Annotated in this window: 18 protein-coding genes; 15 read left to right on the top strand and 3 right to left on the bottom strand. The window is 41.8% G+C overall.

Annotated features, from left to right (window positions below; all coding sequences use genetic code 11):
- The first annotated feature begins 171 nt into the window (after positions 1-171).
- The 11 genes from NAF19_RS02620 (at position 172) to NAF19_RS02570 (ending at position 14,144) form a co-directional block, all read left to right on the top strand.
- Positions 172-762 (top strand): RNA polymerase sigma-70 factor, encoded by a 591-nt coding sequence (locus tag NAF19_RS02620; protein ID WP_252788189.1) that lies wholly within the window; start codon positions 172-174, stop codon positions 760-762.
- Between the two features lie 206 nt (positions 763-968).
- The gene (locus tag NAF19_RS02615) at positions 969-2,105 is read left to right on the top strand and encodes a FecR family protein (RefSeq protein WP_252788188.1); all 1,137 of its coding nucleotides are present in this window, start codon (positions 969-971) and stop codon (positions 2,103-2,105) included.
- 198 nt (positions 2,106-2,303) lie between these two features.
- Positions 2,304-5,615 (top strand): TonB-dependent receptor, encoded by a 3,312-nt coding sequence (locus NAF19_RS02610; protein WP_252788187.1) that lies wholly within the window; start codon positions 2,304-2,306, stop codon positions 5,613-5,615.
- A gap of 11 nt (positions 5,616-5,626) precedes the next feature.
- Positions 5,627-7,423 (top strand): RagB/SusD family nutrient uptake outer membrane protein, encoded by a 1,797-nt coding sequence (locus NAF19_RS02605; protein WP_252788186.1) that lies wholly within the window; start codon positions 5,627-5,629, stop codon positions 7,421-7,423.
- A gap of 293 nt (positions 7,424-7,716) precedes the next feature.
- Positions 7,717-8,898: a glycosyltransferase WbsX family protein gene (locus tag NAF19_RS02600; RefSeq protein WP_252788185.1), complete on the top strand. Its 1,182-nt coding sequence runs from the start codon at positions 7,717-7,719 to the stop codon at positions 8,896-8,898.
- A 27-nt stretch (positions 8,899-8,925) separates the two neighbouring features.
- Positions 8,926-10,131: a glycosyltransferase WbsX family protein gene (locus NAF19_RS02595; RefSeq protein WP_252788184.1), complete on the top strand. Its 1,206-nt coding sequence runs from the start codon at positions 8,926-8,928 to the stop codon at positions 10,129-10,131.
- Positions 10,132-10,518: 387 nt separating this feature from the next.
- On the top strand, positions 10,519-11,697 hold the full coding sequence (locus tag NAF19_RS02590) for a DJ-1/PfpI family protein (RefSeq protein ID WP_252788183.1): 1,179 nt from the start codon (positions 10,519-10,521) through the stop codon (positions 11,695-11,697).
- 28 nt (positions 11,698-11,725) lie between these two features.
- On the top strand, positions 11,726-12,076 hold the full coding sequence (locus NAF19_RS02585; protein ID WP_252788182.1) for a hypothetical protein: 351 nt from the start codon (positions 11,726-11,728) through the stop codon (positions 12,074-12,076).
- A 47-nt stretch (positions 12,077-12,123) separates the two neighbouring features.
- The gene (locus tag NAF19_RS02580) at positions 12,124-12,558 is read left to right on the top strand and encodes a DUF2147 domain-containing protein (protein ID WP_252788181.1); all 435 of its coding nucleotides are present in this window, start codon (positions 12,124-12,126) and stop codon (positions 12,556-12,558) included.
- 11 nt (positions 12,559-12,569) lie between these two features.
- Positions 12,570-12,971 carry a DUF6010 family protein gene (locus NAF19_RS02575; RefSeq protein WP_252788180.1) on the top strand — a complete coding sequence of 134 codons (402 nt, stop codon included), beginning with the start codon at positions 12,570-12,572 and terminating at the stop codon, positions 12,969-12,971.
- Positions 12,972-13,229: 258 nt separating this feature from the next.
- Positions 13,230-14,144, top strand: a complete 915-nt coding sequence (locus NAF19_RS02570) for a GlxA family transcriptional regulator (protein WP_252788179.1) — start codon at positions 13,230-13,232, stop codon at positions 14,142-14,144.
- A 502-nt stretch (positions 14,145-14,646) separates the two neighbouring features.
- Here the strand turns inward: NAF19_RS02570 and NAF19_RS02565 are convergent.
- From NAF19_RS02565 to NAF19_RS02555, 3 genes are read right to left on the bottom strand one after another with little or no spacing between them, the layout of a single operon-like run.
- Positions 14,647-15,633, bottom strand: a complete 987-nt coding sequence (locus NAF19_RS02565; RefSeq protein WP_252788178.1) for a type II toxin-antitoxin system HipA family toxin — start codon at positions 15,631-15,633, stop codon at positions 14,647-14,649.
- The gene (locus NAF19_RS02560; RefSeq protein WP_252788177.1) at positions 15,630-15,959 is read right to left on the bottom strand and encodes a HipA N-terminal domain-containing protein; all 330 of its coding nucleotides are present in this window, start codon (positions 15,957-15,959) and stop codon (positions 15,630-15,632) included. The genes NAF19_RS02565 and NAF19_RS02560 overlap by 4 nt, the downstream gene beginning before the upstream one ends.
- Positions 15,934-16,173, bottom strand: coding sequence for a helix-turn-helix domain-containing protein (locus tag NAF19_RS02555; RefSeq protein ID WP_252788176.1), 240 nt, complete (start codon positions 16,171-16,173; stop codon positions 15,934-15,936). Before NAF19_RS02555 ends, NAF19_RS02560 begins: the two co-directional genes overlap by 26 nt.
- A gap of 499 nt (positions 16,174-16,672) precedes the next feature.
- On the opposite strand from NAF19_RS02555, the gene NAF19_RS02550 reads away from it, so the two are divergent.
- From NAF19_RS02550 to NAF19_RS02535, 4 genes are all read left to right on the top strand, one after another.
- Positions 16,673-17,260, top strand: coding sequence for an RNA polymerase sigma factor (locus NAF19_RS02550; protein WP_252788175.1), 588 nt, complete (start codon positions 16,673-16,675; stop codon positions 17,258-17,260).
- A 98-nt stretch (positions 17,261-17,358) separates the two neighbouring features.
- Entirely contained in the window at positions 17,359-18,351 is a 993-nt protein-coding gene (locus NAF19_RS02545) for a FecR family protein (RefSeq protein ID WP_252788174.1), read from the top strand.
- 315 nt (positions 18,352-18,666) lie between these two features.
- Positions 18,667-21,945, top strand: coding sequence for a SusC/RagA family TonB-linked outer membrane protein (locus tag NAF19_RS02540; protein ID WP_252788173.1), 3,279 nt, complete (start codon positions 18,667-18,669; stop codon positions 21,943-21,945).
- A 37-nt stretch (positions 21,946-21,982) separates the two neighbouring features.
- Positions 21,983-23,584, top strand: a complete 1,602-nt coding sequence (locus NAF19_RS02535; protein WP_252788172.1) for a RagB/SusD family nutrient uptake outer membrane protein — start codon at positions 21,983-21,985, stop codon at positions 23,582-23,584.
- The last annotated feature ends 161 nt before the right edge of the window (positions 23,585-23,745 follow it).

Raw genomic sequence — 23,745 nt, 5'->3', positions numbered from 1 at the left:
TTATAATTATTTGTAAAGCGCGCCGACTTAGCCATTTGAAGCTTTTGGTTTCATGGTATTTATAAACACTATTGTTTGCGAAGTTTTTGCAGGAAAAGTATCACGATTGATGCAGATAATTGGAGCAATATAACTACCACACATGATAAATTAATTTTACTCCTTACAGGCATGACATCTTCTAATGTTTTTTCCGACCAGGAATTGATGAACCTTTTACAAGAAGGCGATCATGCGGCATTTACCGAAATTTACAAAAGGTATTGGGAGAACATGTTGCTGATAGCGTGGAATAATACCCATGATAAATACCTGGCCGAAGATATTGTTCACGAAGTTTTTATTTCACTTTGGAAAGAAAAGAATAATTTTCAAATCTTAAATGTGGGCGGTTTCCTCGCCACTAAAATTAAGTTCGCTGTATTTAAACATTACAGGAAAGAGCAACGCAGAAGTAAGTTGGCCGAAATGAACTTTAGTTTTTCCGAACTGAGTTTTGATGAAGAAAAACTAGATGCGTTGTTTTTACAGGAGTATATTAACGGAATAGTTGAGGAGTTGCCTGAAAAGTGTAAGCTGGTATTTAAATATAGCCGTCAGTTAGGTATGAAAAACGTGGAGATAGCCACCCAAATGGGTATTTCCGAAAAAGGGGTTGAAGCCAACCTAACCCGCGCTTTAAAAATTATCAGGAACAACCTTGAAACTGCCGGTGTTGTGCTGTTAATTTCGCATGAGCTGCTAAAGTCGTTCAGATTGTAGTTGCAAATTCAATCGTCTCCTAAAAAATCTTAGACCATTTCCATTTCTTTGGCGGATAGCTTTTTGCGATCCGGCGACGATCCGTATTCAGTTAAGCACTCCATCCCGACCCGCTTTTGAGCGCTAATTTAAAATAATAAAAAATCGATATAGGGTAACCGCCTTTTCATGGTCACATGTAGTTATAAACCAATTATATCTGCATTGTGGACAAACAAAGACTTGACTATTTACTGGAGAAATATTTAGACGGCTCTATCACCGATGCTGAAAAACAGGAGCTGGGGGATTTGTATAAAGACGCAAATTTTAAAGATGCTGTGTACCCGGATGATAGGGAAAGCGTAAGCGAACGCATGCTTTCGCGCCTGAAGAATGAAATACAGCAGGAAAAACCAAGTGGAAGTTTTTTTAAGTCGTGGCGGATAGGCGTGGCTGCCGCGGCCGTTATTGCTGTATTTGGCATATATATAATTAACCGGCCGGTTGCTCCTAAAATGATGGCGAAACAATTGCCTGGCGAGCAAGCGATATTACCGGGAACCAACGTAGCAGTACTAACCCTTGGAAACGGAAAAAGTATTTTGCTGAACGGTGGTAATATTGGAAAGCTGGCCGTGCAGGGTGGCACAACCATAACAAAAAATGCAGCTGGCCAAATTTCCTACCAGGCAGCTGTCATTGACCAAAACAATAACGAAACAGTATTCAATACCATTACCACACCAATGGGAGGCCAATTCAGGGTTACATTGCCAGATGGAAGTAACGTGTGGCTCAACGCGGCATCCTCGCTAACATATCCCAGCAGGTTTAAGGGGAACGAACGGCATGTTGAATTACATGGGGAAGCCTATTTTGAGATATTTAAGGATAAAAATTCACCCTTTACCGTTACAGCAGAAGATGCAAATATTAAAGTGCTGGGGACGCATTTTAACGTAATGGCTTACAAAAATGAACCTTCCATTAATACTACTTTACTGGAGGGATCTGTTTCCTTATCCTCCAAAAATGCCCATGCCCTTTTAGTTCCCGGGCAACAGGGCGCCGTGGACAATAAAGCCCCAAATATTACTCTTCAGGAGGTTAACGTTGAAGATGCCGTTGCCTGGAAAAACGGATACTTTTCATTCAGGAAACAGAATCTCCCGGCTGCTATGAATAAAATAGCCAGGTGGTACAACGTGGAAGTAGAATACAGCGGAAATGTAAACAACAAATTTTTAGGGGGCACAGTATCACGTTCTGAAAATATACAGGAACTATTAAATTATTTGGAGTTAACGGGCATTGCGAAATTTAAAATAGACGGAAGGAGGATAAAAGTAATATGTAAATAAGACTACCCGGGAGTGTCTGATAAAACCAGGAACGTTGCACCGCCCCTGGTTCTGCAGCAATGAGAGCTGCATCAGGAGAATTGAAAAGATCGCCAAAAACAATCAATTACCAATAAACCTAACATTCAAATGTATAAAAATTTTACAAACTTTTTTTGTAGGGCTCTCTCCTGCAATAAACCTAACATAATCTTAAAAATGAAACTAACGTTTGTGTTTTGTATATGTGCGTTTATGCACGTTACAGCAGCTACTTACGGGCAAAATATAACGTTGAAAATGAAGAACGTTTCATTTGAGCAGTTGCTGGAAGATTTAAGCCGCCAAAGCGGCTACCATTTTCTTTACGACGAACAATTGATACAAAAGGGTAACCCGGTAAGTATCAACGTAAAAAACAAGCCCTTAGACAAAGTGCTGGTTGAATGTTTTACAGATCAGCCTTTTACTTACGTCGTAAAAAATGATAATATTATTATTACGGGTAAAAATAAGACAACCATTGCTGGCCCACAGGTTGTCAGCCCAATTGCAATTACCGTAACGGGTTTGGTTAAAGATGAAAAGGACCTGCCATTGCCCGGCGTAAGTATCAGGGTAAAAGGTACCAGCCTGGGCACAGTTACCAATGTCGATGGGAAATATTCCATTTCGGGAATAAATAATGATGCGGTGTTGGTTTTTAGTTTTATTGGCTATGCCACTAAAGAAATACCTGTTGCCGGGCAAACCGTAATAAATTTATCGCTTTCGCCCCAGGCCGGTACGCTTAACGATGTTGTAGTAGTTGGTTATGGCACGCAAAAGAAAGCGACCCTTACCGGCTCCGTATCAGCTGTTAAGGGCGACGATTTGGCCCAGGCTCCCGTTGCAAGTACCATAAATACACTGGCGGGAAGGTTGCCCGGGTTAGTGTCATTGCAATCAAGCGGGCAACCGGGCGCCGACCAGGCTGCGATTAGCATCCGTGGTTTTGGCCAGGCACTGTGGATTGTCGACGGTGTTGAATCAAACTTTAATAATATTGATCCAAACCAGATAGAATCGTTAAGTATTCTTAAAGACGGCGCGGCCTCCATATACGGTGCGCGTGCGGGTAATGGTGTTATTTTAGTGACAACCAAACACGGTAAAGAAGGCAAACCTGATATTACTTTTAATTCATCATATATCTTACAAGGCAATACGCTGATGGCAAAACCGGTTAATTCCGCGCAGTATGCTGAAATAACCAACCTGTTTTACACCAACCAGGGGAAACCTGCGCCTTATACGCCGGAGCAAATCCAGAAATTTTCTGTAGGTGGTGACCCTGTTTATCCAAACACAGATTGGCAAAAAGTTGCAACACGCAACTGGGCCCCACAAACGCAACAAAATTTATCTGTACGCGGTGGGACTGACCAAATAAAATATTTTGGTTTTTTTGGTTACGTAAACCAGGACCCCATGTGGAAAAAAAATGGCGGCGATTACAACAGGTATAACCTCCAATCCAATTTGGATGCCAAAGTAAATAATAATTTGTCCATTCAATTGCTGCTTTCGGCGGTAAGCGAGTCAAATTCTCAACCGGTACGCGGCCAGGGCGCAGGAATCAACACATTATGGCAGGATTTATGGAACTCTTTACCTATCTATCCCGCCACATTGCCCGATCCAACTAAATATTCATATGCCAACGGACAGGGAGTGGGCAGTATCGCACTCGTATCAAACGAAGACATTGCCGGTTACGACAAGGTTAATACCCAGAATATGAAGGGGACTTTTATTGCCCTTTACAAAATACCCGGTATTGATGGTTTAAGCGCCAAGGCATTTGTAAATTATGACAAGACTTACGTTACTGATAAAAATTTCTCCAAACCTTATAGCTTTTATACCTACGACTATTCAACCAAGGCCTACACTGTTGCGGGGGCGCTTGGTTCGCAGGCTAAATTAACTTACCAGGAATCGCAGTCGAGAAATGTAACCGGCCAATTCTCATTGAATTACGATCATGTATTTCATAACGACCATCACATTTCGGCGCTTGCGCTTTACGAGGTTATCGATTACAGCTCCAACTATATACTTGCCGGTCGCGATAATTTTTTAACGCCAGCTATAGAAGAGTTACACGCAGGTTCAGTTACAACAGCTATAGCTAACAGCTCGGCAGCTGAAATGGGACGCGCCAGTTATGTTGGTCGATTCAACTACACATACAAAGATAAATACCTGCTCGAATCAACTATCAGGGCAGATGCGTCTGCAAAGTTTCAGTCGAATAAGCGTTGGGGATACTTTCCAAGTGTTTCATTGGGCTGGCGGCTGGACCAGGAAAATTTCATCAAAAACATAAAAAGTATCGACGATCTGAAGCTTAGGGCAAGTTACGGAAGCTCAGGTATCGATAACGTAGGCGATTTTCAGTATCTAACCGGATACCAGTTCGCCGGGCAGTGGCTTATAGGCAATAATACACAAGCGGGCATCGCATCAACAGGCCTGGCTAACCCAAACCTCACCTGGGAAAGAATAAATATTTATAACCTGGGTGCCGACTTTTCATTTTTTAACAGGAAGCTGTTCGGTACCGCAGAGGTATTTTACCGGACCTTATCGGGCATCCCTGCTACCAGGGTATTGTCATTGCCAAATACATTTGGCGCAGTGCTGCCTTCCGAAAACCTGAACAGCCAAAACAACCGTGGCTTTGATTTAAGTTTGGGTACCAGCGGAAGTGTAGGTGGATTAACCTACCAGGTAAGTGCAAATGTATCGTGGACACGCGCAAAATGGAAACATTTTGAGCAGCAGGACTTTACTGACCCTGACCAAAAGAGACTTTATCAGCAGTCGGGACAATGGACTGACAGGACTTTTGGTTACGAAGCTACAGGGCTGTTTACCAGCCAGCAGCAAATTGACAACCTGAAGTTTACGTATCCGGGTGGCAATGCTGCGTTGAGGCCGGGTGATATTGAATACGTGGATGTTAATGGCGATGGGAAGTTGGATTGTCGTGATCAGAAGCAAATAGGTACAGGTACTGTGCCGGAATGGATGACCGGGGCCACCATAAACCTTAAGTACAAAAACTTCGACCTGCAATCGCTTTTACAAGGAGCGTTTAACTATTACAGCACCGTTACTTTATACCATGGCGGGTTAAATTATTCCGATGCATTTTATAAAAATATGTGGACTGAACAGAATAATTCGGCCGATGCAAGCCCACGTATTTCGGGAGCCAGTACCAACGGGTTGTTTAATAATTTGTACTTTAAAAAGGCAAGCTATATGCGTTTAAAAAGCCTTGCTATTGGTTACAACTTGCCAAAGAATATGTTGAGCAAAGCAAGTATCCGCAATGCAAGGATTTATGTTGCAGGCACCAATTTACTCACCATTAATCCGCTTCGAAAATATGAAATTGATCCGGAAGCGCCGGACGGCCAGGCAGGGTACTATTATCCGCAACAGCGAACTATTTCATTGGGATTAAATATTACATTATAAATCAAAATATTATGAAAAAGATTATTTCACTGATCGTTCTGATCAGCTTTGTTACGTGCTATTCTTGTAATAAGGAAGTTTTAAATAAAAAGCCGCTGAATATCATTTCAGATGCCGACGTTTTCAAAGATCCGGCGTTGATAAACGCATACCTTACCCAGGTATATTACGATATGCCCATTTTGGGAAATGATTGTAACGCAAGCGGGTCTTTTGATGGCGACGGAAGCTGGCATGCCTTTGATATCAACGACGTTTCTGACGAGAGTTTTCCTCAGTTCCGGGATTGGAACCCAAGTAACGCGTTTACCTATAAATATGGCAATTTAAATATTAACGGTGGTTTACTTGATTGGTGGGGATACAATACCGTGCGCGAAATCAACCAGTTTCTTGAAAAGCTACCCGCTTCCCCGCTTCCGGCTGATCAAATAAAAGCTAAGTTAGCCGAAGCGAGATTCCTGAGGGCATTCTGTTACTTTTCGATGGTTAAGCGATATGGCGGCATACCGTTGATTACCAAAGTTCAGGATATAACAGAACCCCAGTCGGCGCTTTTTCCGGCAAGGGATACCGAACAGAAAGTTTATGACTTTATTATTTCGGAAATAGATGCCTGTGCAAATGATTTGCCAGAGGTGGCAAGCGGCGACAATTTGGGAAGGCCATCAAAGTACGCGGCTCTTGCTTTAAAAAGCCGCGCAGCGTTGTATGCAGGCAGTATAGCTCAGTTTGGTTCAGTCCAGTTAAATGGAGTTGTCGGGATAGCTGCATCAGCCGCCAAAACCTACTACCAGGAGTCGTACGATGCTTCCCAGGTCATTATAAAGAGCGGCAAATTTGCCCTTTATAATCTCGACGCAAATAAATCAACCAACTTTAGAAATATCTTTTTGGTCAAAAATAACAGCGAGGTAATCTTCGCCAAGCGCCACGACAATGTTAACGAGGCTACCGGCGGAAACGGCTGGGGCGTTGATTTTTTCAATTGTCCAAGGCCGCAAGCCTGGGGCCGCGGTCTGTACGAGCAGGCTTATCTTGAACTGGCCGAGTCGTTCGAGCATGTCGACGGGACTTCGGGAACATTAGACCGCACTGCTGTTGAAAGTAAAATAATGACGACCGATGAGCTGTGGGCCAACAAAGACCCTCGTTTCTATGCAACCTTTTATACGCAGAATACAAGCTGGAAAGGGAATAAGCTCGATTTTCACGCCGGTATCCGCCGTCCCGATGGATCTATCATAACCAATGGCGCCTATAATGGCATTGCTGCAACCGGCGACCAGGATTACCAGGGAACCGGTTTAGGGGTTTTGAAATACCTGGATGAAAGCCACGATAACATGGCCGGCGCCAACAGCGGCTGGGCAACCTCCGCCCAGGATTGGTTGATTTTCAGGTATGCGGAAATACTCTTAAACAGTGCCGAAGCCGCGTTCGAATTGGGAAATACAGCCGATGCCCTCACTGCAATTAACCAAATCAGGAGCCGGGCAGGTATCGCTCTCTTAGGCAGTGTAACACGTGACCAAATCCATCACGAACGCAAGGTTGAGCTGGCTTTTGAAGGGCAGCGCTATTGGGATGTACGGAGATGGCGCAGTGCCGTTCATGATTTGTCAGTTCGCTGGTCGGGTATACGTTATATTCTTGACGGGGAATCAGGAAAATATCAAATACAGATCATCAATAACGTTGATGGGGCGTCAAATATCCCGCAATTCAGGGCCGAAAATTATTATTTGCCATTAACCGTTGGCAGAACATCTAACAATAAAAATTTAGTGGAAAACCCGGGCTACTAAATTCAACAAGGCCAGGTTATGGGTTTGAAAATGTACTTGCAGCGCAAGCTGCTAAGCTAAATTAGAGTTCAAAGCTGGTTTAGTAACAAGAGCAGGTTAATAAGTGAATATTAATACTGGTTAATTGGCGAAAAGCGTTGGGCCGCTATCCAAATAGCGCCCACGCTTTTATTTTAGAATGATCGGCGTGACGGCAAGAATTAGTATTTGATGAGCATTTTATATCTATGGCGATGCAAGACTTTAAGATTTTTAATTTTTTAATTCTACAACCGGGCGCTAATAAAAAAGGAGTGCTTTTTTTATTAGCTGGCGTACTGTTATTATTTGCCGGAAATGGCGTTGCTCAAAACAGCCTGGTAAACCGCAAAAAATACGATGTGGCGGCATTCCTTTATCCCGCCTACGCCAGCGGCGATCCGCGATTACGGCCATTCTGGACTGAGGGCAATGGCGAATGGGAAACCGTTACCACCATGCAGCAACGTAATCCCGGCCATTACTGGAACCGTAAACCGTTTTGGGGCCCGGTGAACGAGGCCGATCCTGCGGTAATGGACATGGAGATTAGCGAAGCCACCAAACATGGGGTGAATGTTTTTATTTTCGACTGGTATTGGTATGATGGCCGCCCTTTTATGGAAACTACCCTTGACAGTGGTTTCCTGAAAGCTGCCAACGTTAACAAAATGAAATTTTACCTGATGTGGGCCAATCATGATGTGCAGAACGCCTGGGATACACGCTTAAATAAATACCACGAAAACAACGTGATCTGGACCGGCAAAGTAAGCCGGGATGAGTTTGAAAAGATCTGCAAACGTAATATTGAAAAGTATTTTAAGCTGCCGCAATATTATAAGATAGATGGCAAACCGGTGTTTATGATTTACGATGTGCCGCAGTTAATAGCCGGGCTTGGAGGAATAGAACAAACTGCCGCTGCGCTGCAATGGTTTAAAGACGAAACAAAACGCGCCGGCTTCCCTGGGTTGGAATTACAGTTAACCATGTGGGCTATCAATACTAATTATAGCGGTTTTGATGGCGGCAAAACTAAAAATGTTGAAAATGCCTTTGTGAAGAAGCTGGGCTTTACCAGCGCCACGCATTACCAGTTTGTTCATTTTACCAATCCTGATGACGACTATATGAATATACTTGCACGCGTAAAAAAGGAATGGGCACGAATTGATACTACATTTGAGTTTAAGTACTACCCACACGTTAGTATAGGCTGGGATAACAGCCCGCGCATGGGCCAGAGCCCGGTTATGCGTAACAACACGCCGGATAACTTTGCTAAAGGTCTCCGGATGGCGAAGGATTATATAGACGCGCATCCTAAACAGGCGCCCCTGATCACCATAAACAGCTGGAACGAATGGACTGAAACCAGCTATCTTGAGCCCGACAATGTTAACGGCTATGGGTACCTTGATGCCGTAAAGAAGGTGTTTTTGGATAATAAATAAACTTACAATTAACTAACAACTAGCAAGATGATAAAAATAAACGGACGCTTTTCTTTAACATTTCTATACACAGTCGTTGCATTTGCGATGGCTATACCGGCATTACACGCCCAATCTGTAAAACATCAGCATTACGATATTGCAGCTTACGTATGGCCGGCATACCAGCCTGAAGCACGGTTTAAAGACATTGGCGTTTTTAAAGATGGCAAAGGCGAGTGGGAAGCTATTTATAATGCAAAGCCAAAGTTTCCGGGCCATAATCAGCCTCATGTACCTTTGTGGGGGTATACTAACGAAGCCGACCCGAAAGTGATGGAGAAGAAAATTGATGCGGCAGTATCACATGGCGTAAACGTGTTTATATACGACTGGTATTGGTATGATGGAAAGCCTTTCCTGGAAAACGGCATAAGTAAAGGCTTTTTAGGCGCACGCAACAGCAACAAAATGAAATTTTATTTGATGTGGGCCAACCACGACCACAACAGTTATCTTGATTATACTGCCACTGATAAGAGTAAGATATACTGGCGCGGCGGCGTGGACAGGGCTACATTTGACACCATGATAGCCCATGTTATTAAAGATTTTTTCAGCAAGCCTAATTACTACAAAATTAATGGTGAGCCGGTATTCAGTATTTATGAGCTGTCCACCTTTATTAAAGGTTTGGGCGGTATAAAAGAGGCTAAGGAAGCGCTGGATTATTTCACCCAAAAAACAAAAGAGGCGGGCTTCCCGGGTTTACATTTGCAGGGCGTTTTATGGGGGGCGATACCCGCCGGGCTATCTGCAACTCCTGGTGATACAACGCAAACACAAAACAACACTGTTTTAGATTTAGGCATTAAAAGCCTTACTAACTACCAGTGGTGCCATTATGTACCTATGGACAGGTATGACAGGTGGGGCGATAAAGCTATTGAAGGCTGGTTCAAATTCAGCAAAGATTTCACAGTTCCGTTCTTCCCGCATGTATCCATCAGCTGGGACCCTAACCCACGTTACCCCGGAAAGAAAGTACAAGGCATGGTCACAAATGCAAACCCTGTCGATTTTAAACGCTTTTTAATAGAGGCTAAAAAGTACTTAGACGGCCATCCAAACCAACCCAGGCTAATTACCATAAACGCCTGGAATGAATGGGCGGAGGGAAGTTACCTGGAGCCGGATAAACAACATGGCTACGCCTATCTTGATGCTGTAAAAGAGGTGTTCGGTAAAAAATAGCTGGAAAATCATTTTAAAAAGGAAAGGCGCAAGAGATTGCGCCTTTCCTTTTTAAATAGTCGGCTACCTTTCGGGCCTTGGTGATCCACCTGGTACACGATTATAATTTAGTGTTGGTTATTTAAAACAATATGAAGTTTTTTCAATTTCCAAAAGATTGTTTGAATAAAATCGCTACAGATGACGGCGGCAAACGGGCTGTGTTTTTTTCAGCGGGGTAATAATAATGTTCGGGCAGCGCCCTGTACGGATACGCAACCAAATAGGAAATAACCTGTTAACTTCCAAGTCCTTAAAGTCATTTATTTCTGTCCGTATCTGACATGTGCTTGTCTGAATAGATGTGTTGATTCACCACATCTTTGTGATGTAAATTATTTAATCACAATGAAAAAATTTAAGAAAGTATTGATCATCTCGATATCGACTATTATTGTAGTCTGTGGCGGTATTGTATTGTTTCTTCAGCCGGTTATTGCATTCGGGCAGTTCTCTCCATATGCGGGTGACAATCGATTTGAATGGAAGAAACCGTTGTACGATGCTACTAAGAAAACAGTGTTCATTATCGCGGACAATAAAGTAACAGAAATGTTCGATATGCTGGCCCCTTATTACATATTTAACGCAACCGGTAAGTTAAATGTTTACATCGTAGCAAAGGAGAAAGCCCCGGTACTGATCAGGAAGGACCTATTTATCCTTCCGCAGTTAACCCTCAAAGAAGCCGATTCGCTGAAATTAGTTGCCGAGGTAATTGTCATTCCGGCTTTATCAAAACGGGATGAAAAACAGGACCCTGATATTATTTCGTTTATCAAGAACCATTTCACGCCGGCTACAAAGCTCCTTGCTGTATGTGACGGTGCCGCAACAGCTGCGGCTACCGGGCTTTTTGACGGCAAGCCTATTACCTGCCATGCCTCTGACTTTAAGATGGTGAAATCGCATTTTAGTAAGCCGGAATGGGTTCAGGACGTGAGCGTTGCTCATAGTGGTAATTTATACAGCACCGCAGGCGTATCAAATGCAGTGGAGGGTAGCCTGATGGTAATCAACGACCTGTTTGGCGACCAGTCAATGCGGGAGGTGGCTGCAAACATCCATTATCCGCACCCTGAAATATTAACAGGCCATCAAAGTATAGCAATAACGTTCGGAAACGAGTTTACCATCGCTACCAAAGTAATTATTCAGCAAAATCGCAAATTAGGAATGCTGCTCCAGGAAGGAATGAATGAATTTCAAATGGTAAGTGTTCTGGATACTTACGTGCGTACATTCCCAAAATCCTTCAAATTTTTTACACTGGCTGGGTCGACAGTCCAAACAAAATATGGACTAACGCTGATACATACCGACGACAACGATCCAAAAAATGTAGACGAGCTGCATATCCTCATGCCTGGAGACCATGCCTCTGTTAACTCGCTTAATGGCGACACCAAAATCATCAGGTATGACCTGAAAAACCAATACCCGATAGACGTTTGCCTTGCGAGAATCAATGAACTATATGGCGAAAAATTTAAAACTGTTGTAAAACTTATGCTTGACTATAATTGATCAGCCCGGCATCTTTAACAATAAAATCATGAAAAAGATATTCATAATAACGCTCCTCATTCTTGGCTCACTGCATTCATTTGCGCAAACAGATTCAGTTAAAGTCGAACAATTTTGCCAGGTAATAGCCACACCCCGGCTGCTAAGCAACAGGGTAACTATTGATATTGATTTTGGGGACGAGAAAAAATTCTGGAGTGATACCAGGCTCAGAACCTGGGAAGGCAAGGTCAAAAAGTTCAATACCATTATTGATGCGATGAATTATATGGGCAAAGAGGGGTGGTCGTTTATCAACGCATACCCTGTTAAATATGGCGACAGCGAGATATTTCATTTCGCTTTTAGAAAACTATTCTATCGAACAGACATCCAATAAACACACAGTTCACCATCAATAATCAAAATATATTAAAACAAAAGATCATGAAAAAATTAATAATATGCTTTCTTTCTGCCTTTATTTTATGTTATCTTTCTTCACGTGTTTCTGCACAGGTAAACCAGAAAACGGCAGATCAGATAACCGGACTTTACTGGTCGCCTAAGAAAGATGCCAAAATTGAAATTTATAAAAAAGGCGAACACTATTTTGGGAGGTCTATTTGGGTAGCTAATCCCCGGAAAGATAACAAAAACCCAAGCGAAGCTTTAAAAACAAGAGAAGTGCTGGGCATAGAATTGCTCACTGATTTTTCGTACGACGACGGCGTTTATGACTCGGGGCGGATATACGATCCAGAAAGCGGGAAGACCTACGATTGCAAGATGAGTCTTAACGGAGACCTGTTGAAGGTAAGGGGTTACATCGGCATCTCTCTATTTGGCCGTACAGAATTTTTTCAACGCATTAAACAATAAAAAATAAGATCATGACTGCAATTATAATAGGTGTTGGTTCGGGCATTTTGACTATTTTAATCATTGCCCTATTGAGATTTTTAGACAAGCAGACATTTTATGGTTTGATATTGACCGGTATCGGCTACCTTTATGTGGGCTTTACCTGGAGGGATACCGGTTCTTTAGTTCTTTGCGCAGGGCAGGCGATACTTTTCAGCCTGATTGCTTATTACGGGGTAAAAAAAAGTATGCTGTTGCTGGCTGCAGGATATTTCCTGCATGGCCTTTGGGACCTGGCTTTTGACCTGTTCCCATACACAAAATTAATCCCACCCCACTATGACCTGTTTTGCTTATCTATTGATTTTACCATGGGATTTTATTTGATTGTTTTAAACTATCGAAATGCAAAGTCTGCTCCTTTGGAATAAATTATCCGGATGAGGGACGATGTTCATCTATCCCAATGGTTCCGTATAAATTTCATGGTCAATACTGGCAGAGAATATATGGCCGGTTTAAGGTATAGGCTACCAAATGCTTTTCGGTATCTTCCTATTATGATGGCGACATAGGGATGGGCGCAGGGATAATTAAACTATTGATTCATCTGTCTGTATCCGACAGGTAACTGTCCTTAGCCGCTGCCGTTTTAGGTAGTACCTTTATGAAAATTGTTTTTTAAAGTTATGAGGAAAATTGCTTTTATAATTCCACCATCCGTCGAACTACTTGACCTGGCCGGCCCCGTACAGGTCTTTACTGAAGCCAAATTTTATGGGTTTGAGGCAGAAATGGAATTTTATACTTACGGGAAAGACCCGGTTTCTACCTCCGGGCTTGGTTTTGGGGAACTCAGGCATTTCAACGAAGCTTCGTTAAAAGAAGGGGACTTTGTTTTTATGCCGGGCATGGATTATGATTATGTCAGCAGCATCGCCTTCGGTGCTGAATTTGCGTTTTTTAAGTGGTTGAAAAAATGCTCAGACAACAAGGTAACGGTTTGTTCGGTATGTAATGGCGCGTTTGCATTAGGTAAAGCGGGATTACTAAAAGATACCCAATGTACTACACATTGGAGAAGGGTAAAGGATTTACAGGAACAATTTCCCCAGGCCAAAGTAGTAGCAGATATACTGTTTATTAAGAGCAACAATGTTTATACCAGTGCCGGGATTAGCGCAGGAATTGACTTGGCGCTTGCTATTCTTGAAGATCTTAGGGGGCCGTTATTTACCCATAAAGTTGCCAGGGGGCTTGTTGTCTATCATCGCAGGAGCGGAACACACAAACAACAAAGTATTTACCTGGATTACAGGAACCATATTAACCCACAAGTACACGAAGTGCAGGATTATTTAATCGATAACCTTGCTGCCGAAAATAATATTGAAACACTCGCTACTTTGGTGAATATGAGCCCCAGGAACCTGAGCAGAGTTTTTAAAGAAAAAACGGGCTCCACCGTATTAGAATATCATACGCTTTTGCGAAAAGAATATGCCAATACCATGCTTAACAATCCGGAATACACCATCGAATATATCGCTGCTAAATGCGGATTTAAAACAGCAAGACAATTACAGCGGATATTGAAAGCTTAATATTGCCCGGTTCAATCTGCGTTGTTTTATGGCGCTATATCTGCCTGTTTTCTAAGGGATTCACGATAAAAAAAGACCCCTCTGAAACTAAAAAATCAGACATTTAGTTAGCCTTATTGTACAGGTAAACCGGAGATGATTCGGAATGGTTTGGTTATTTTTTAGCAGAACTGCCAAAAATGCTTTTTAAACAGAAAAGGCGCAAGAAATTGCGCCTTTTCTGTTTAAATCATCGGTCGGCTTTTGGATCTCTGTGATCCCGCTGGGATTCGAATCAGCAGAGACAAAGCTATTATTGTCAATATATTAGGTCATTAAATTTAAGGCGTATACCGCGAAGTATACCGAATTCTTTAGATCAATTTGATGTTGTTTAATAACGTTATTATTTAATAATACGAGTTATTCTACATACATCAAAGGATAATTAAAATGAAAACTACGTAAAGACGAAAGGTCATAGGTTTACTTCCCAGGCTGTGCCTGGTTCAGATCCTTTTCCCTATATTTTCTGCAATTGCATAAGCCGCGCTTGGTAAGACTGCCAATAGTGCCGCCGGGTCGTTTCATCCAGGAACGACGAAAATGTAAAACGCTCTATTGCTTCGGATTGCGAAAGCATGAATTCCATCATTTCACCAAATACTTTTTCCGAGATACCCGCATGTTCTGCCAACACTCCAAATTGCAGGCCTAACTTACCTTGAGCCATTTTTTTTGGTAATAGACCGTCATCAAGTGCTAAGTCCCGGTCGTTTATATGGACACGACTATTCAATAGGTCATAAGCAGGGCTGAGACGGTAATCGCCCAGGGGCGTTTCCAATAATGAAAAATTCTTGAAGTGCGCATCGCCATTCGAGAACAAATAATTGAAAATTAATAGTTTCAGTAGCTTGGGCGCTTCGAGTTTATATGCCGGCACGAATTTTTCCATCAGCTGGAATAGCTCAAGGTAATTTCCTTCGTATTTATAATGTTCGCCGTGCGTTTGAGGTGTCCTGCCTGCGAGCGAAGCAAAATCATCTTGCGCTAGTTTAGTGCCATCCGGCTTAACGTCGAACCGCTTGGTAATATAGGCAGGCTTGCCATTTTTAAAAAAAATCAGGGCATTTTCGGCGGTTTCAATACCGTAGACCTGGCGGGCGATTTGCATCGTTACATGCTCATTTGCTGGCATCTGATGGGGTTTTCGACCAGCATTTGGAATCGGTTTAAGAATATATTTTCCGCGCTCCCCTTCGCTAATCAGCCTGAGTTTGTTCTTTTCCAGCAAGACCGAGAATTTTTCCTGTACGCCTGAGATGGACATTCGTTTCCTGTTTTCTTCAAATAATTCATCGGTTTCCGGATTAGAAGCGGGTGAATCGTAAGGCAGAATGTGGCTGACCTTTTTGCCATTGAAAACGCGGACGAGGCAAGTACGGCTATAAGTATCGTAACCGGGCGCTAATGTGCCTGGGCAATATTCAATTTCTGGTATACTCATTCGTTTTTAATTTTATGTATGGTTACCGCGCCGATGGTATCGTTTTTTGCTGTAGTGATCAATAACCCGAAATAGTCATCCCGGTCCAGGCGGTTGAGTTTACACACGACCTGCTTGTTGGAGCCTTCCGGCAGCATATTACAAAAAAAAGGGAAAAGAAATTCGGAATGATATGCTTTGTGTCTTTTTGGTAAAGTAAGGCTAATGGCCGCTTTGCCCGGATCGTCGACCCAAGAAGGATCATACGTAAATGAGAACGATCCATCGTCATGTTGGGTTAGTGTACCGGCTGCTTCATCTTTAAATAATACTTGTGCCGTTCTCATTAATTATTGGTCTGGTCTTTATTTTCAAGGTTATTTCGAGGCCCAATGCATCTCCAAGCTTTTGCAACGTTATCAACGTTGGATTTCCTTTGCCGCTTTCGAATTGCTTTACGGTTCTCAATCCTACGCCTGACAGTTCTGCCAAGGTCTCTTGTGTTACCTGGAGTGACTCCCGGCGCTCTTTTATCATCTTTATAAGCTCTTTAAAGTGCATTGTGTTGCTCTATTTAATGCAAATATAGCTACTAATAGTTTAAAAAGCAATAAAAAGTGCATTTAATGGCACTTTTAAAGTTGGATTATTGACTTTAAAAGAGACTTAGGTAAAAAGTGCAGCATATTGCTCTTTTTGTGAGATTGTGAATTGCTATGAAACGTAATTGCAGGCAACAGCGTATCAGGTACGGTATGCTCTTTTATTGGTGTTTAAATAACAATTTTAGTTTTACATAAAAAAAAGCAGCCAAAAACATATAAGTTACTTGAACAAGAAGTTGAGTTTTGCTTTTTGCATATGCACGCCGGCTTGCCAATTAGTGTTTTTTTAACAATTAATTTCAAATTTAATTTGGTTATCAAATTAATAAATTTAAATTAGTACTACAATTATAACCTAATAAATAGTACTGCGCTGCCCATTGAATTTTATTGACTAATTAATTTTCAGTGGAGGTGTGGCTGTACAATGACTATTGTAAATATTTAAATAAATCATGAAGCCAATTGTGTCAAATTGTACTGACGATGTTCTATTATTGGAGCAAATTGAACAGGGCAATAAACATGCATTTAATTTATTATTTGAAAAATATTGGGGAAAAGCCTACGCAGAAGCACATAAACGTTTGAAGGATCCAGATCAGGCAAAAGATATCGTCCAGGAAGTATTTACCCATATCTGGCTCAAAAGAGAAAGTCTTCACATTAATAATTTACCGGCTTATTTAAATATCGCGATACGTAATAAGGTATTTAAACTGGTAGAAAAACAGAAAGCCATCCATCCGTTCTTTGAGATCCTCGAGGATATGCCTGCGACCCATTTGCGGGCTGACGATAGTTTGCTTTGGAAGGAGTTTTTAATATCCTATGAAGCACTTTTAAATGCACTTCCCCCAAAAAGACAAATTATCTTTCGTCTTCACTTTCAAAATGATTTACCCACCAAAGACATTGCAACGCAGTTAGGAATTACCAGGAAAACTGTTCAAAATCAAATCGGAAAAGCTATTGAGAAATTAAAAGTTTCATTATTGCCTTTACTTCCCTTATTGATTATTTTATTGTCACCAATTAGCTGATTCGATCGTTATCACTCCCTGAAAAAATAAAATTTCCCAGGCGATGGGACTTTTGTTTATTAATAGGTCATATCTATAATCAATATAACCTGTTTTAAATGGACAAGCAATATTTTCTCGAACTGTTGCATAAATATCTTAATGATAAAGCAACTGATGAAGAGCAACAATTTTTAGTGAAATATTACGACTTGTTTTCTGCTGAAGCAGATATTATTTCTTTATTAAGTGATGAGCAAAGGGAAAAATTAAAAAAAGAAATAAGTGTATCAATTTGGGAGAATATCGATAAACATATCGAAACTGATAAGAAAACAGTACCCTTAAGGCCCTGGTTTTTAAGAATTACCGCTGCCGCGGCAATAATAGGTATTTGTGGCTTTGGGTTTCTGTTTTTACGTCATAAGGCGGGCATAAAACCTGGCGCGTCATACACAACACATAAGCAAAAGCCCAACCTGTTTCTTGTTCTTCCTGATGGGAGCAGGGTAATCCTAAGCTACGGTAGTAAACTTAGTTATGCTTCATCTTTTGCTGGTTTAGCAAAACGCGAAGTGTATCTTATAGGTGAAGCCTTTTTCGATATAAAACATGATAATTTAAAGCCATTTGTTGTACATGCCGGTAAAGTAGAAACGACTGTATTAGGCACAGCATTCGATGTCAAGGCCATGCCTGGCGATAAGACGATAACCGTAACCGTTACAAGAGGAAGGGTGAAAGTCAGCGATCATAACAGGCTCCTGGGTATCATTATTCCTAATCAGCAAATTACGTTTAATAAGCAAAGATCTGTATCGACCCAAAACAGCATAGATGCCCGGACCAGCACAATTTGGACAGCACAGGGTGATTTGTATTTTGAAAATGTGACTTTTGGTGAAGCTGCTAAGGTATTAGAAGAACGCTTTAAGGTTAAAATATTATTTACCGACCAACTCGTTCAATCAAAATATTTCACCTCTACTTTCGATAAATCTGCGAGTCTCGACCAGGCATTAAAAAGCATTTGTGAGTTCAATGACGCTTCCTATTCTTACGATAAGAAAAAAACTACGATAACAATCAGTAATAAATTTCAAACCAATTAAACTTAAAATATATGATGAAAAATTACCTCACAACCACCAGCGGATTTTATTCCAAAGAAAGCCTTAATGGTTCTCCAACATAAAAAACCCTCCGGAATTTATTTTTAGAAAATGATATCCGGAGGGCGCTATTGCTATTCGACTGCAATCGATTGCATAGCTAAGTGTTTTAAATTTTAACATTCAATCGAAGACATTAATCACTTAAAACAAACTAAAATTATGAATTTTTCCATAATTCCGGCAGAGTCGCGGCATTTTATTAAGTATCCGCTAAGATTTCATCTGCTAATTGACTTAAATATTAAACAATTCATGAGAATCGGGATAATTTCAATGTTCTTATTAGCCGCTTCAGTTCCTGTATTTTCTGTAACACCAGCAAAAAGCCAGGGAATTGAACAGGTGGCAGTAAACATTACTCTTAAAAACGAATCACTCGTAAAAGCTTTTCACAAAATTGAATCGCAAAGCCCTTTTCATTTTATGTATCGAAATGAAGATGTGAAGGATATCCGCAACCTGGAAATTACTGTCAGTAATCAATCCCTCGCGGTATTCCTGAAAACCATTTTATCAAATACTTCGCTTAAATTCAGGCAAATTGATAATCAGATATTAATTACAAAATCAAGTCCTGATAAAACTGCAGCAGATGAAAAAACGGATGGAGTTAATGACCCTATCGTAGCATCCAAAGGGGTAATTAAAGGAACGGTGACCGATTCAAAAGGCGGTCCGCTGCCGGGCGTTACGGTAAAACTGGATGGTGCTGTTTCGCTAAACAAAGCAACTGACATTAATGGCGGCTATAGCTTTGCCAATTTACCGGCCGGCAACTACAAGCTGACTTTTACATTTGTCGGTTTTAAATCGGTAACAAAAACAATAGCCTTAGGAGAGGATCAGCAAAGTGTGATTGATGCAGCATTAACAGAAAGTACAAACAGCCTGGATGAAGTTGTTGTTACAGGTTACGGAACCCAGAAAAAAAGGGAAGTAACCAGTGCAATTACCTCTGTAAGTGCAGCCGAATTTAATAAGGGTAATATCAGTGATGTTGCACAGCTGTTACAAGGTAAAGTAGCGGGTCTTTCTATCGCACGTCCGGGCGGCGACCCTAACGGTGGTTTTGTCATCAGGTTAAGGGGGCTTTCCACTTTAGGTGCCAATACGCAGCCGTTAATAGTTCTTGACGGCCAGGTAGGTGCTGATATTAATACAGTTGACCCCAATGATATAAAAAGTATTGACGTACTGAAGGATGGTTCTGCCGCTGCTATTTATGGTACACGCGGTTCGGCGGGCGTTATTATTATAACAACTATCGCAGGAAAAAGGGGCATGTCAAAGTTTACTTATAATGTTTCTGGTACGGCCGAAACACCAGCTAAATTTACCCAACACATGACGGCTGCCCAGTTTGCGGCCCTGGGTAAGGGTACAAACTATGGTTCGTCTACAGATTGGGATAAAGAAATTACCCGTACGGCTTTATCACATGTACATAATTTAGGTATTTCGGGAGGTGATGAACGTACCGTTTATGATGCAACTTTCAATTACCGTAACAGTGAGGGTGTTGCAATCACAACTGGTTTTCAGCAGTTAAACGGCCGTTTGAATATCACACATAAAGCATTGGACAATAAATTGGTGCTCAATTTAAACATTAACACCACCAACAGGCATTCAGAATATGGTTTCCCCGATGCTTTTAAATATGCAACCATTTTTAACCCCACCGCACCGGTGTATTCTAAAGATCCTTTATATGATTTAACCGGTGGCGGATTTTTTGAATCCAACTTTGTTGATTATTCAAACCCGGTGGCTATGTTATTGCAAAATACCAATGAAGGTTGGACTAAGAAGTTCAACATTGGCGGAACAGCAACCTATGAGATAATGAAAGGGCTGAAAATTTCTACCAAATATTTTAAACAAACAACCAGCAACTATAATTCAGAGTACTCTCCAACCACAGCCTTTATTTCGAGGGGGTTCCCACAGGGTAGTGGTTTTGGCCGTTCCGGTATTTCTGCAAAGTTTGATGGCGAATTTGAAAATAGCTTATCTGAGACTACCTTGTCTTATGAAAAAACAATAAAGAAACTGGAGATCGCTGCTGTTGCCGGCTATTCGTACCAGGATTTCTCTGACCAGGGATTTGACGCCCAGGGCGGTAATTTTGTAACCGACGCCTCGGGTCAGAATTTTGCTGCAGCGCTCGACTTTAAGAATGGCATAGGTGTAGTTGAAAGTCATAAAACTGAAAACAAGCTGATCTCGTTCTTTGGCCGCGTAAACTTAAACTATGATAACATAGCTTTCCTTTCGGCCAGTTTAAGAAGAGACGGTTCAACAGAGTTTGGTACAAATAACAAGTGGGGCCTTTTTCCTGCTGTTAGCGCAGGTTTGGATTTGAGCAGGATACTTGATGTTCCGAGTATAAGCAACCTTAAATTGCGTGCTAGCTACGGTGTTACCGGTGCATTGCCACCGTTCCCATACCTGTCATTGTCTACCTTAACAAACAGCGGCGGTACCTATTACGGGGGCAATGGCGTATACCTGAGCACCTACAGTGGTACCAGGAACCCTAACCCAGGCCTGAAATGGGAGAAAAAAGCTGAAACAGATATCGGTTTGGACTTTTCACTGTTAAAGGGAAGATTAAGCGGAACATTTGACTATTTTAACAGGAAAACTACCGATTTGATCTTTGATGTTACTGTGCCTTCGCCGCCGGCGTTGTTCAACAACACCTGGGAAAATATTGGTGAACTGAATAACTCAGGGGTGGAATTAGCCTTAAGATATGATGCTATTAAAACTTCTAACTTCAGTTGGACTCCGGGCGGTAATATTTCAAGCTACCACGTAGTTTTAACAAAGCTGGTAGATGCATTAAAGGGTTCGTATGTCGGCGCTACCAACCTGGGTACCCCGGGCCAGGAAGCTACGCAGTTAACAAGAGCAGTTGAAGGCCAGCCAATTGGCCTGCTTTATGGCCCCAAATATGTAGGAGTCGACGCGAATGGCGTATATCAGTATTCTGACGGTAAAGGTGGTACTGTTGGATTAGCCAATGCGCCACGCCAGGTTATTGGTAATGGCTTGCCTAAATTTGAGTTCGGTATCACCAACGCCTTTAGATACAAAGAGTTCGATTTTAACTTCTTCCTGCGCTCATCTATCGGTCACCAGTTGATCAATACTTACCGCGCATTTTATGAAAACGCGAATGTTGCGAGCAGCTATAATATCGTAAATACCAAATTTTTCAATCCTAAAGTTACCGATGGTGCCGCGTATAGCAGTTATGATGTTGAAAAAGCAGATTTCCTGAAACTGGATAACGCAACGCTCGGTTATACCTTCAAAATAAATAAAAGCAGCAAACCCGGTATGGTTAGCAGTTTAAGGGCCTATATTTCCGGCCAAAACCTTTTTACTATTACCAACTATACGGGTGTTGACCCTGAGGTTAGATATACTGATGGTGGAAACGTATTAGCTCCGGGTATCGACCGCAGGGAGACATGGGTTTACACAAGGTCGTTTACCCTTGGCGTTAATATTGGATTTTAATTAAAAGATATTTTTCAAATTTTAATACATACAAATTATGAAACATAAATCATTGACAAAATATTCGTTGCTGGTGTTGCTTGCTGCGGCTTCATGTACAAAGTTGGATGAAAAGCAATTGCTCTACGACCAGGTAACAGAGGATAGTTTTTATAAAACAGATAAGCAACTGGCTTCCGCTGTGGGCGCCGCGTATTCGTCTATTTACGGCTATAACGGCTCTTTCTTCAACCTAAATGAGGTAACTACCGACGAAGTTGTTGTGCCGACACGCGGTGCCGATTGGGGTGACGGTGGCCACTGGGTGCGTTTAAAAACCCACAAAACCAACAGCTCCGATTCGCAACCTGCTAACGGCTGGAGCCTTGGTTTCGGTGGGGTTACCACTTGTAACAAAATTTTAGCTGCCCTGGCCGTAAGTAAATCGCCAACGGCCGCTACTTATGTCGCAGAATTAAAATGTTTACGGGCCATTTACTATTACTGGCTGCTTGATTTGTTTGGCAACGTACCTATTACTACCGATTTTTCGGATACCAAACCACCTGCAACAAAAGATCGTGCTGCGGTTTACGCTTTTGTTGAATCAGAATTACTGGCTAATATTGAAAAATTACCCAAAATAGGCACAGGCGATGGCCCGTACTATGGCCGTGTTACTTATTACGTAGCTGAAGCAACTTTAGCCAAATTGTATTTAAACGCGCAAACCTATACCGGCACCCCACAATATGATAAAGCACTTGCCGCTTGCGATGTAATTATTAATTCTGGAAAGTATTCGCTGATGAATAATTATGCCGATAACTTTTCCAGGAATAATGCTGGTTCAACGGAATCTATCTGGGCTATCCCGTTTGACGGGGTTAAGGCCGGCGGCTTCAACATGGATATGGAAACATTGCATTTGCAGAGCCAGGACACTTATCAAATGAATGCCCAGCCTTGGAATGGATTTGCTTCCGTACAGGAGTTTTACCAATCTTACATAGATCCGACACAAAATCCAGGACCACAGGGAACAGTTGTTGGCCTTGACCCCAAAGGGACACCTACTACCGGAACTTTGGACAAAAGGATGTTAAACAATTTCCTGGTTGGTCCGCAGTACCGGGCTGACGGTGTAACGCCTTTAACCGACGGCGGTGCAGACGTAACTGATCCGGATGGCCCGGCTATCACCTTTACCCCGTACATTAACGAATTGCAGCCCAATGCGTGGAGACAATCGGGTGCACGCATTGGTAAGTGGCAGTTTTACAAAGGTATGCAGTCAAGTTTGGATAACGATTTGGCAATTTACAGGTACGCTGATATTTTGCTGATGAAGGCTGAATTATTAGCCAGGAAAAATAGCAATTGGAACGACCCGGTTACGCTTGCACTGGTTAATCAAATTCGCACGGTACATGGAGGAGTTACACCTTTTGCCAGTTTAACTGCTGCAACTTTTTTAGCTGAGCGCGGCAGGGAAATGTTTGCAGAAAGCTACAGAAGGCAGGATATGATCCGTTTTGGAACATATAATGACGCGTACCGTTTCCACGCAGCCGATCCGGATGCTCACGTTAATATCTTCCCTGTACCCGAACCTCAAATTAATGCAAATCCAAACCTCAAACAAAACCCTGGTTATTAAGGAAATGCCCATAATTTGATATGAAATTTTGGGGGAAGCAAGTTATTTATGACTTGCTTCCCTTTTAGATGTTTTATGCCAACCTTTAAAAATGCAGGTAGGCTGAAATATGTAGGAGCCTGCAAAACAACATTAGTGATATAAATGAAAGATAATTCGAA

Source organism: Mucilaginibacter flavidus, from assembly GCF_024055575.1.
Taxonomy (GTDB): domain Bacteria; phylum Bacteroidota; class Bacteroidia; order Sphingobacteriales; family Sphingobacteriaceae; genus Mucilaginibacter; species Mucilaginibacter flavidus.
Note: the sequence above shows the minus strand (reverse complement) of the source record. Positions and strands in the feature narration are given on the sequence as shown.

Bases quoted from the DNA above. Each gene is read 5' to 3' on its own strand.
- NAF19_RS02620 (WP_252788189.1), top strand. From the start codon at position 172: ATGACATCTTCTAATGTTTTTTCCGACCAGGAATTGATGAACCTTTTA.
- NAF19_RS02610 (WP_252788187.1), top strand. From the start codon at position 2,304: ATGAAACTAACGTTTGTGTTTTGTATATGTGCGTTTATGCACGTTACA.
- NAF19_RS02605 (WP_252788186.1), top strand. From the start codon at position 5,627: ATGAAAAAGATTATTTCACTGATCGTTCTGATCAGCTTTGTTACGTGC.
- NAF19_RS02595 (WP_252788184.1), top strand. From the start codon at position 8,926: ATGATAAAAATAAACGGACGCTTTTCTTTAACATTTCTATACACAGTC.
- NAF19_RS02590 (WP_252788183.1), top strand. From the start codon at position 10,519: ATGAAAAAATTTAAGAAAGTATTGATCATCTCGATATCGACTATTATT.
- NAF19_RS02585 (WP_252788182.1), top strand. From the start codon at position 11,726: ATGAAAAAGATATTCATAATAACGCTCCTCATTCTTGGCTCACTGCAT.
- NAF19_RS02580 (WP_252788181.1), top strand. From the start codon at position 12,124: ATGAAAAAATTAATAATATGCTTTCTTTCTGCCTTTATTTTATGTTAT.
- NAF19_RS02575 (WP_252788180.1), top strand. From the start codon at position 12,570: ATGACTGCAATTATAATAGGTGTTGGTTCGGGCATTTTGACTATTTTA.
- NAF19_RS02570 (WP_252788179.1), top strand. From the start codon at position 13,230: ATGAGGAAAATTGCTTTTATAATTCCACCATCCGTCGAACTACTTGAC.
- NAF19_RS02565 (WP_252788178.1), bottom strand. From the start codon at position 15,633: ATGAGTATACCAGAAATTGAATATTGCCCAGGCACATTAGCGCCCGGT.
- NAF19_RS02560 (WP_252788177.1), bottom strand. From the start codon at position 15,959: ATGAGAACGGCACAAGTATTATTTAAAGATGAAGCAGCCGGTACACTA.
- NAF19_RS02555 (WP_252788176.1), bottom strand. From the start codon at position 16,173: ATGCACTTTAAAGAGCTTATAAAGATGATAAAAGAGCGCCGGGAGTCA.
- NAF19_RS02550 (WP_252788175.1), top strand. From the start codon at position 16,673: ATGAAGCCAATTGTGTCAAATTGTACTGACGATGTTCTATTATTGGAG.
- NAF19_RS02545 (WP_252788174.1), top strand. From the start codon at position 17,359: ATGGACAAGCAATATTTTCTCGAACTGTTGCATAAATATCTTAATGAT.
- NAF19_RS02540 (WP_252788173.1), top strand. From the start codon at position 18,667: ATGAGAATCGGGATAATTTCAATGTTCTTATTAGCCGCTTCAGTTCCT.
- NAF19_RS02535 (WP_252788172.1), top strand. From the start codon at position 21,983: ATGAAACATAAATCATTGACAAAATATTCGTTGCTGGTGTTGCTTGCT.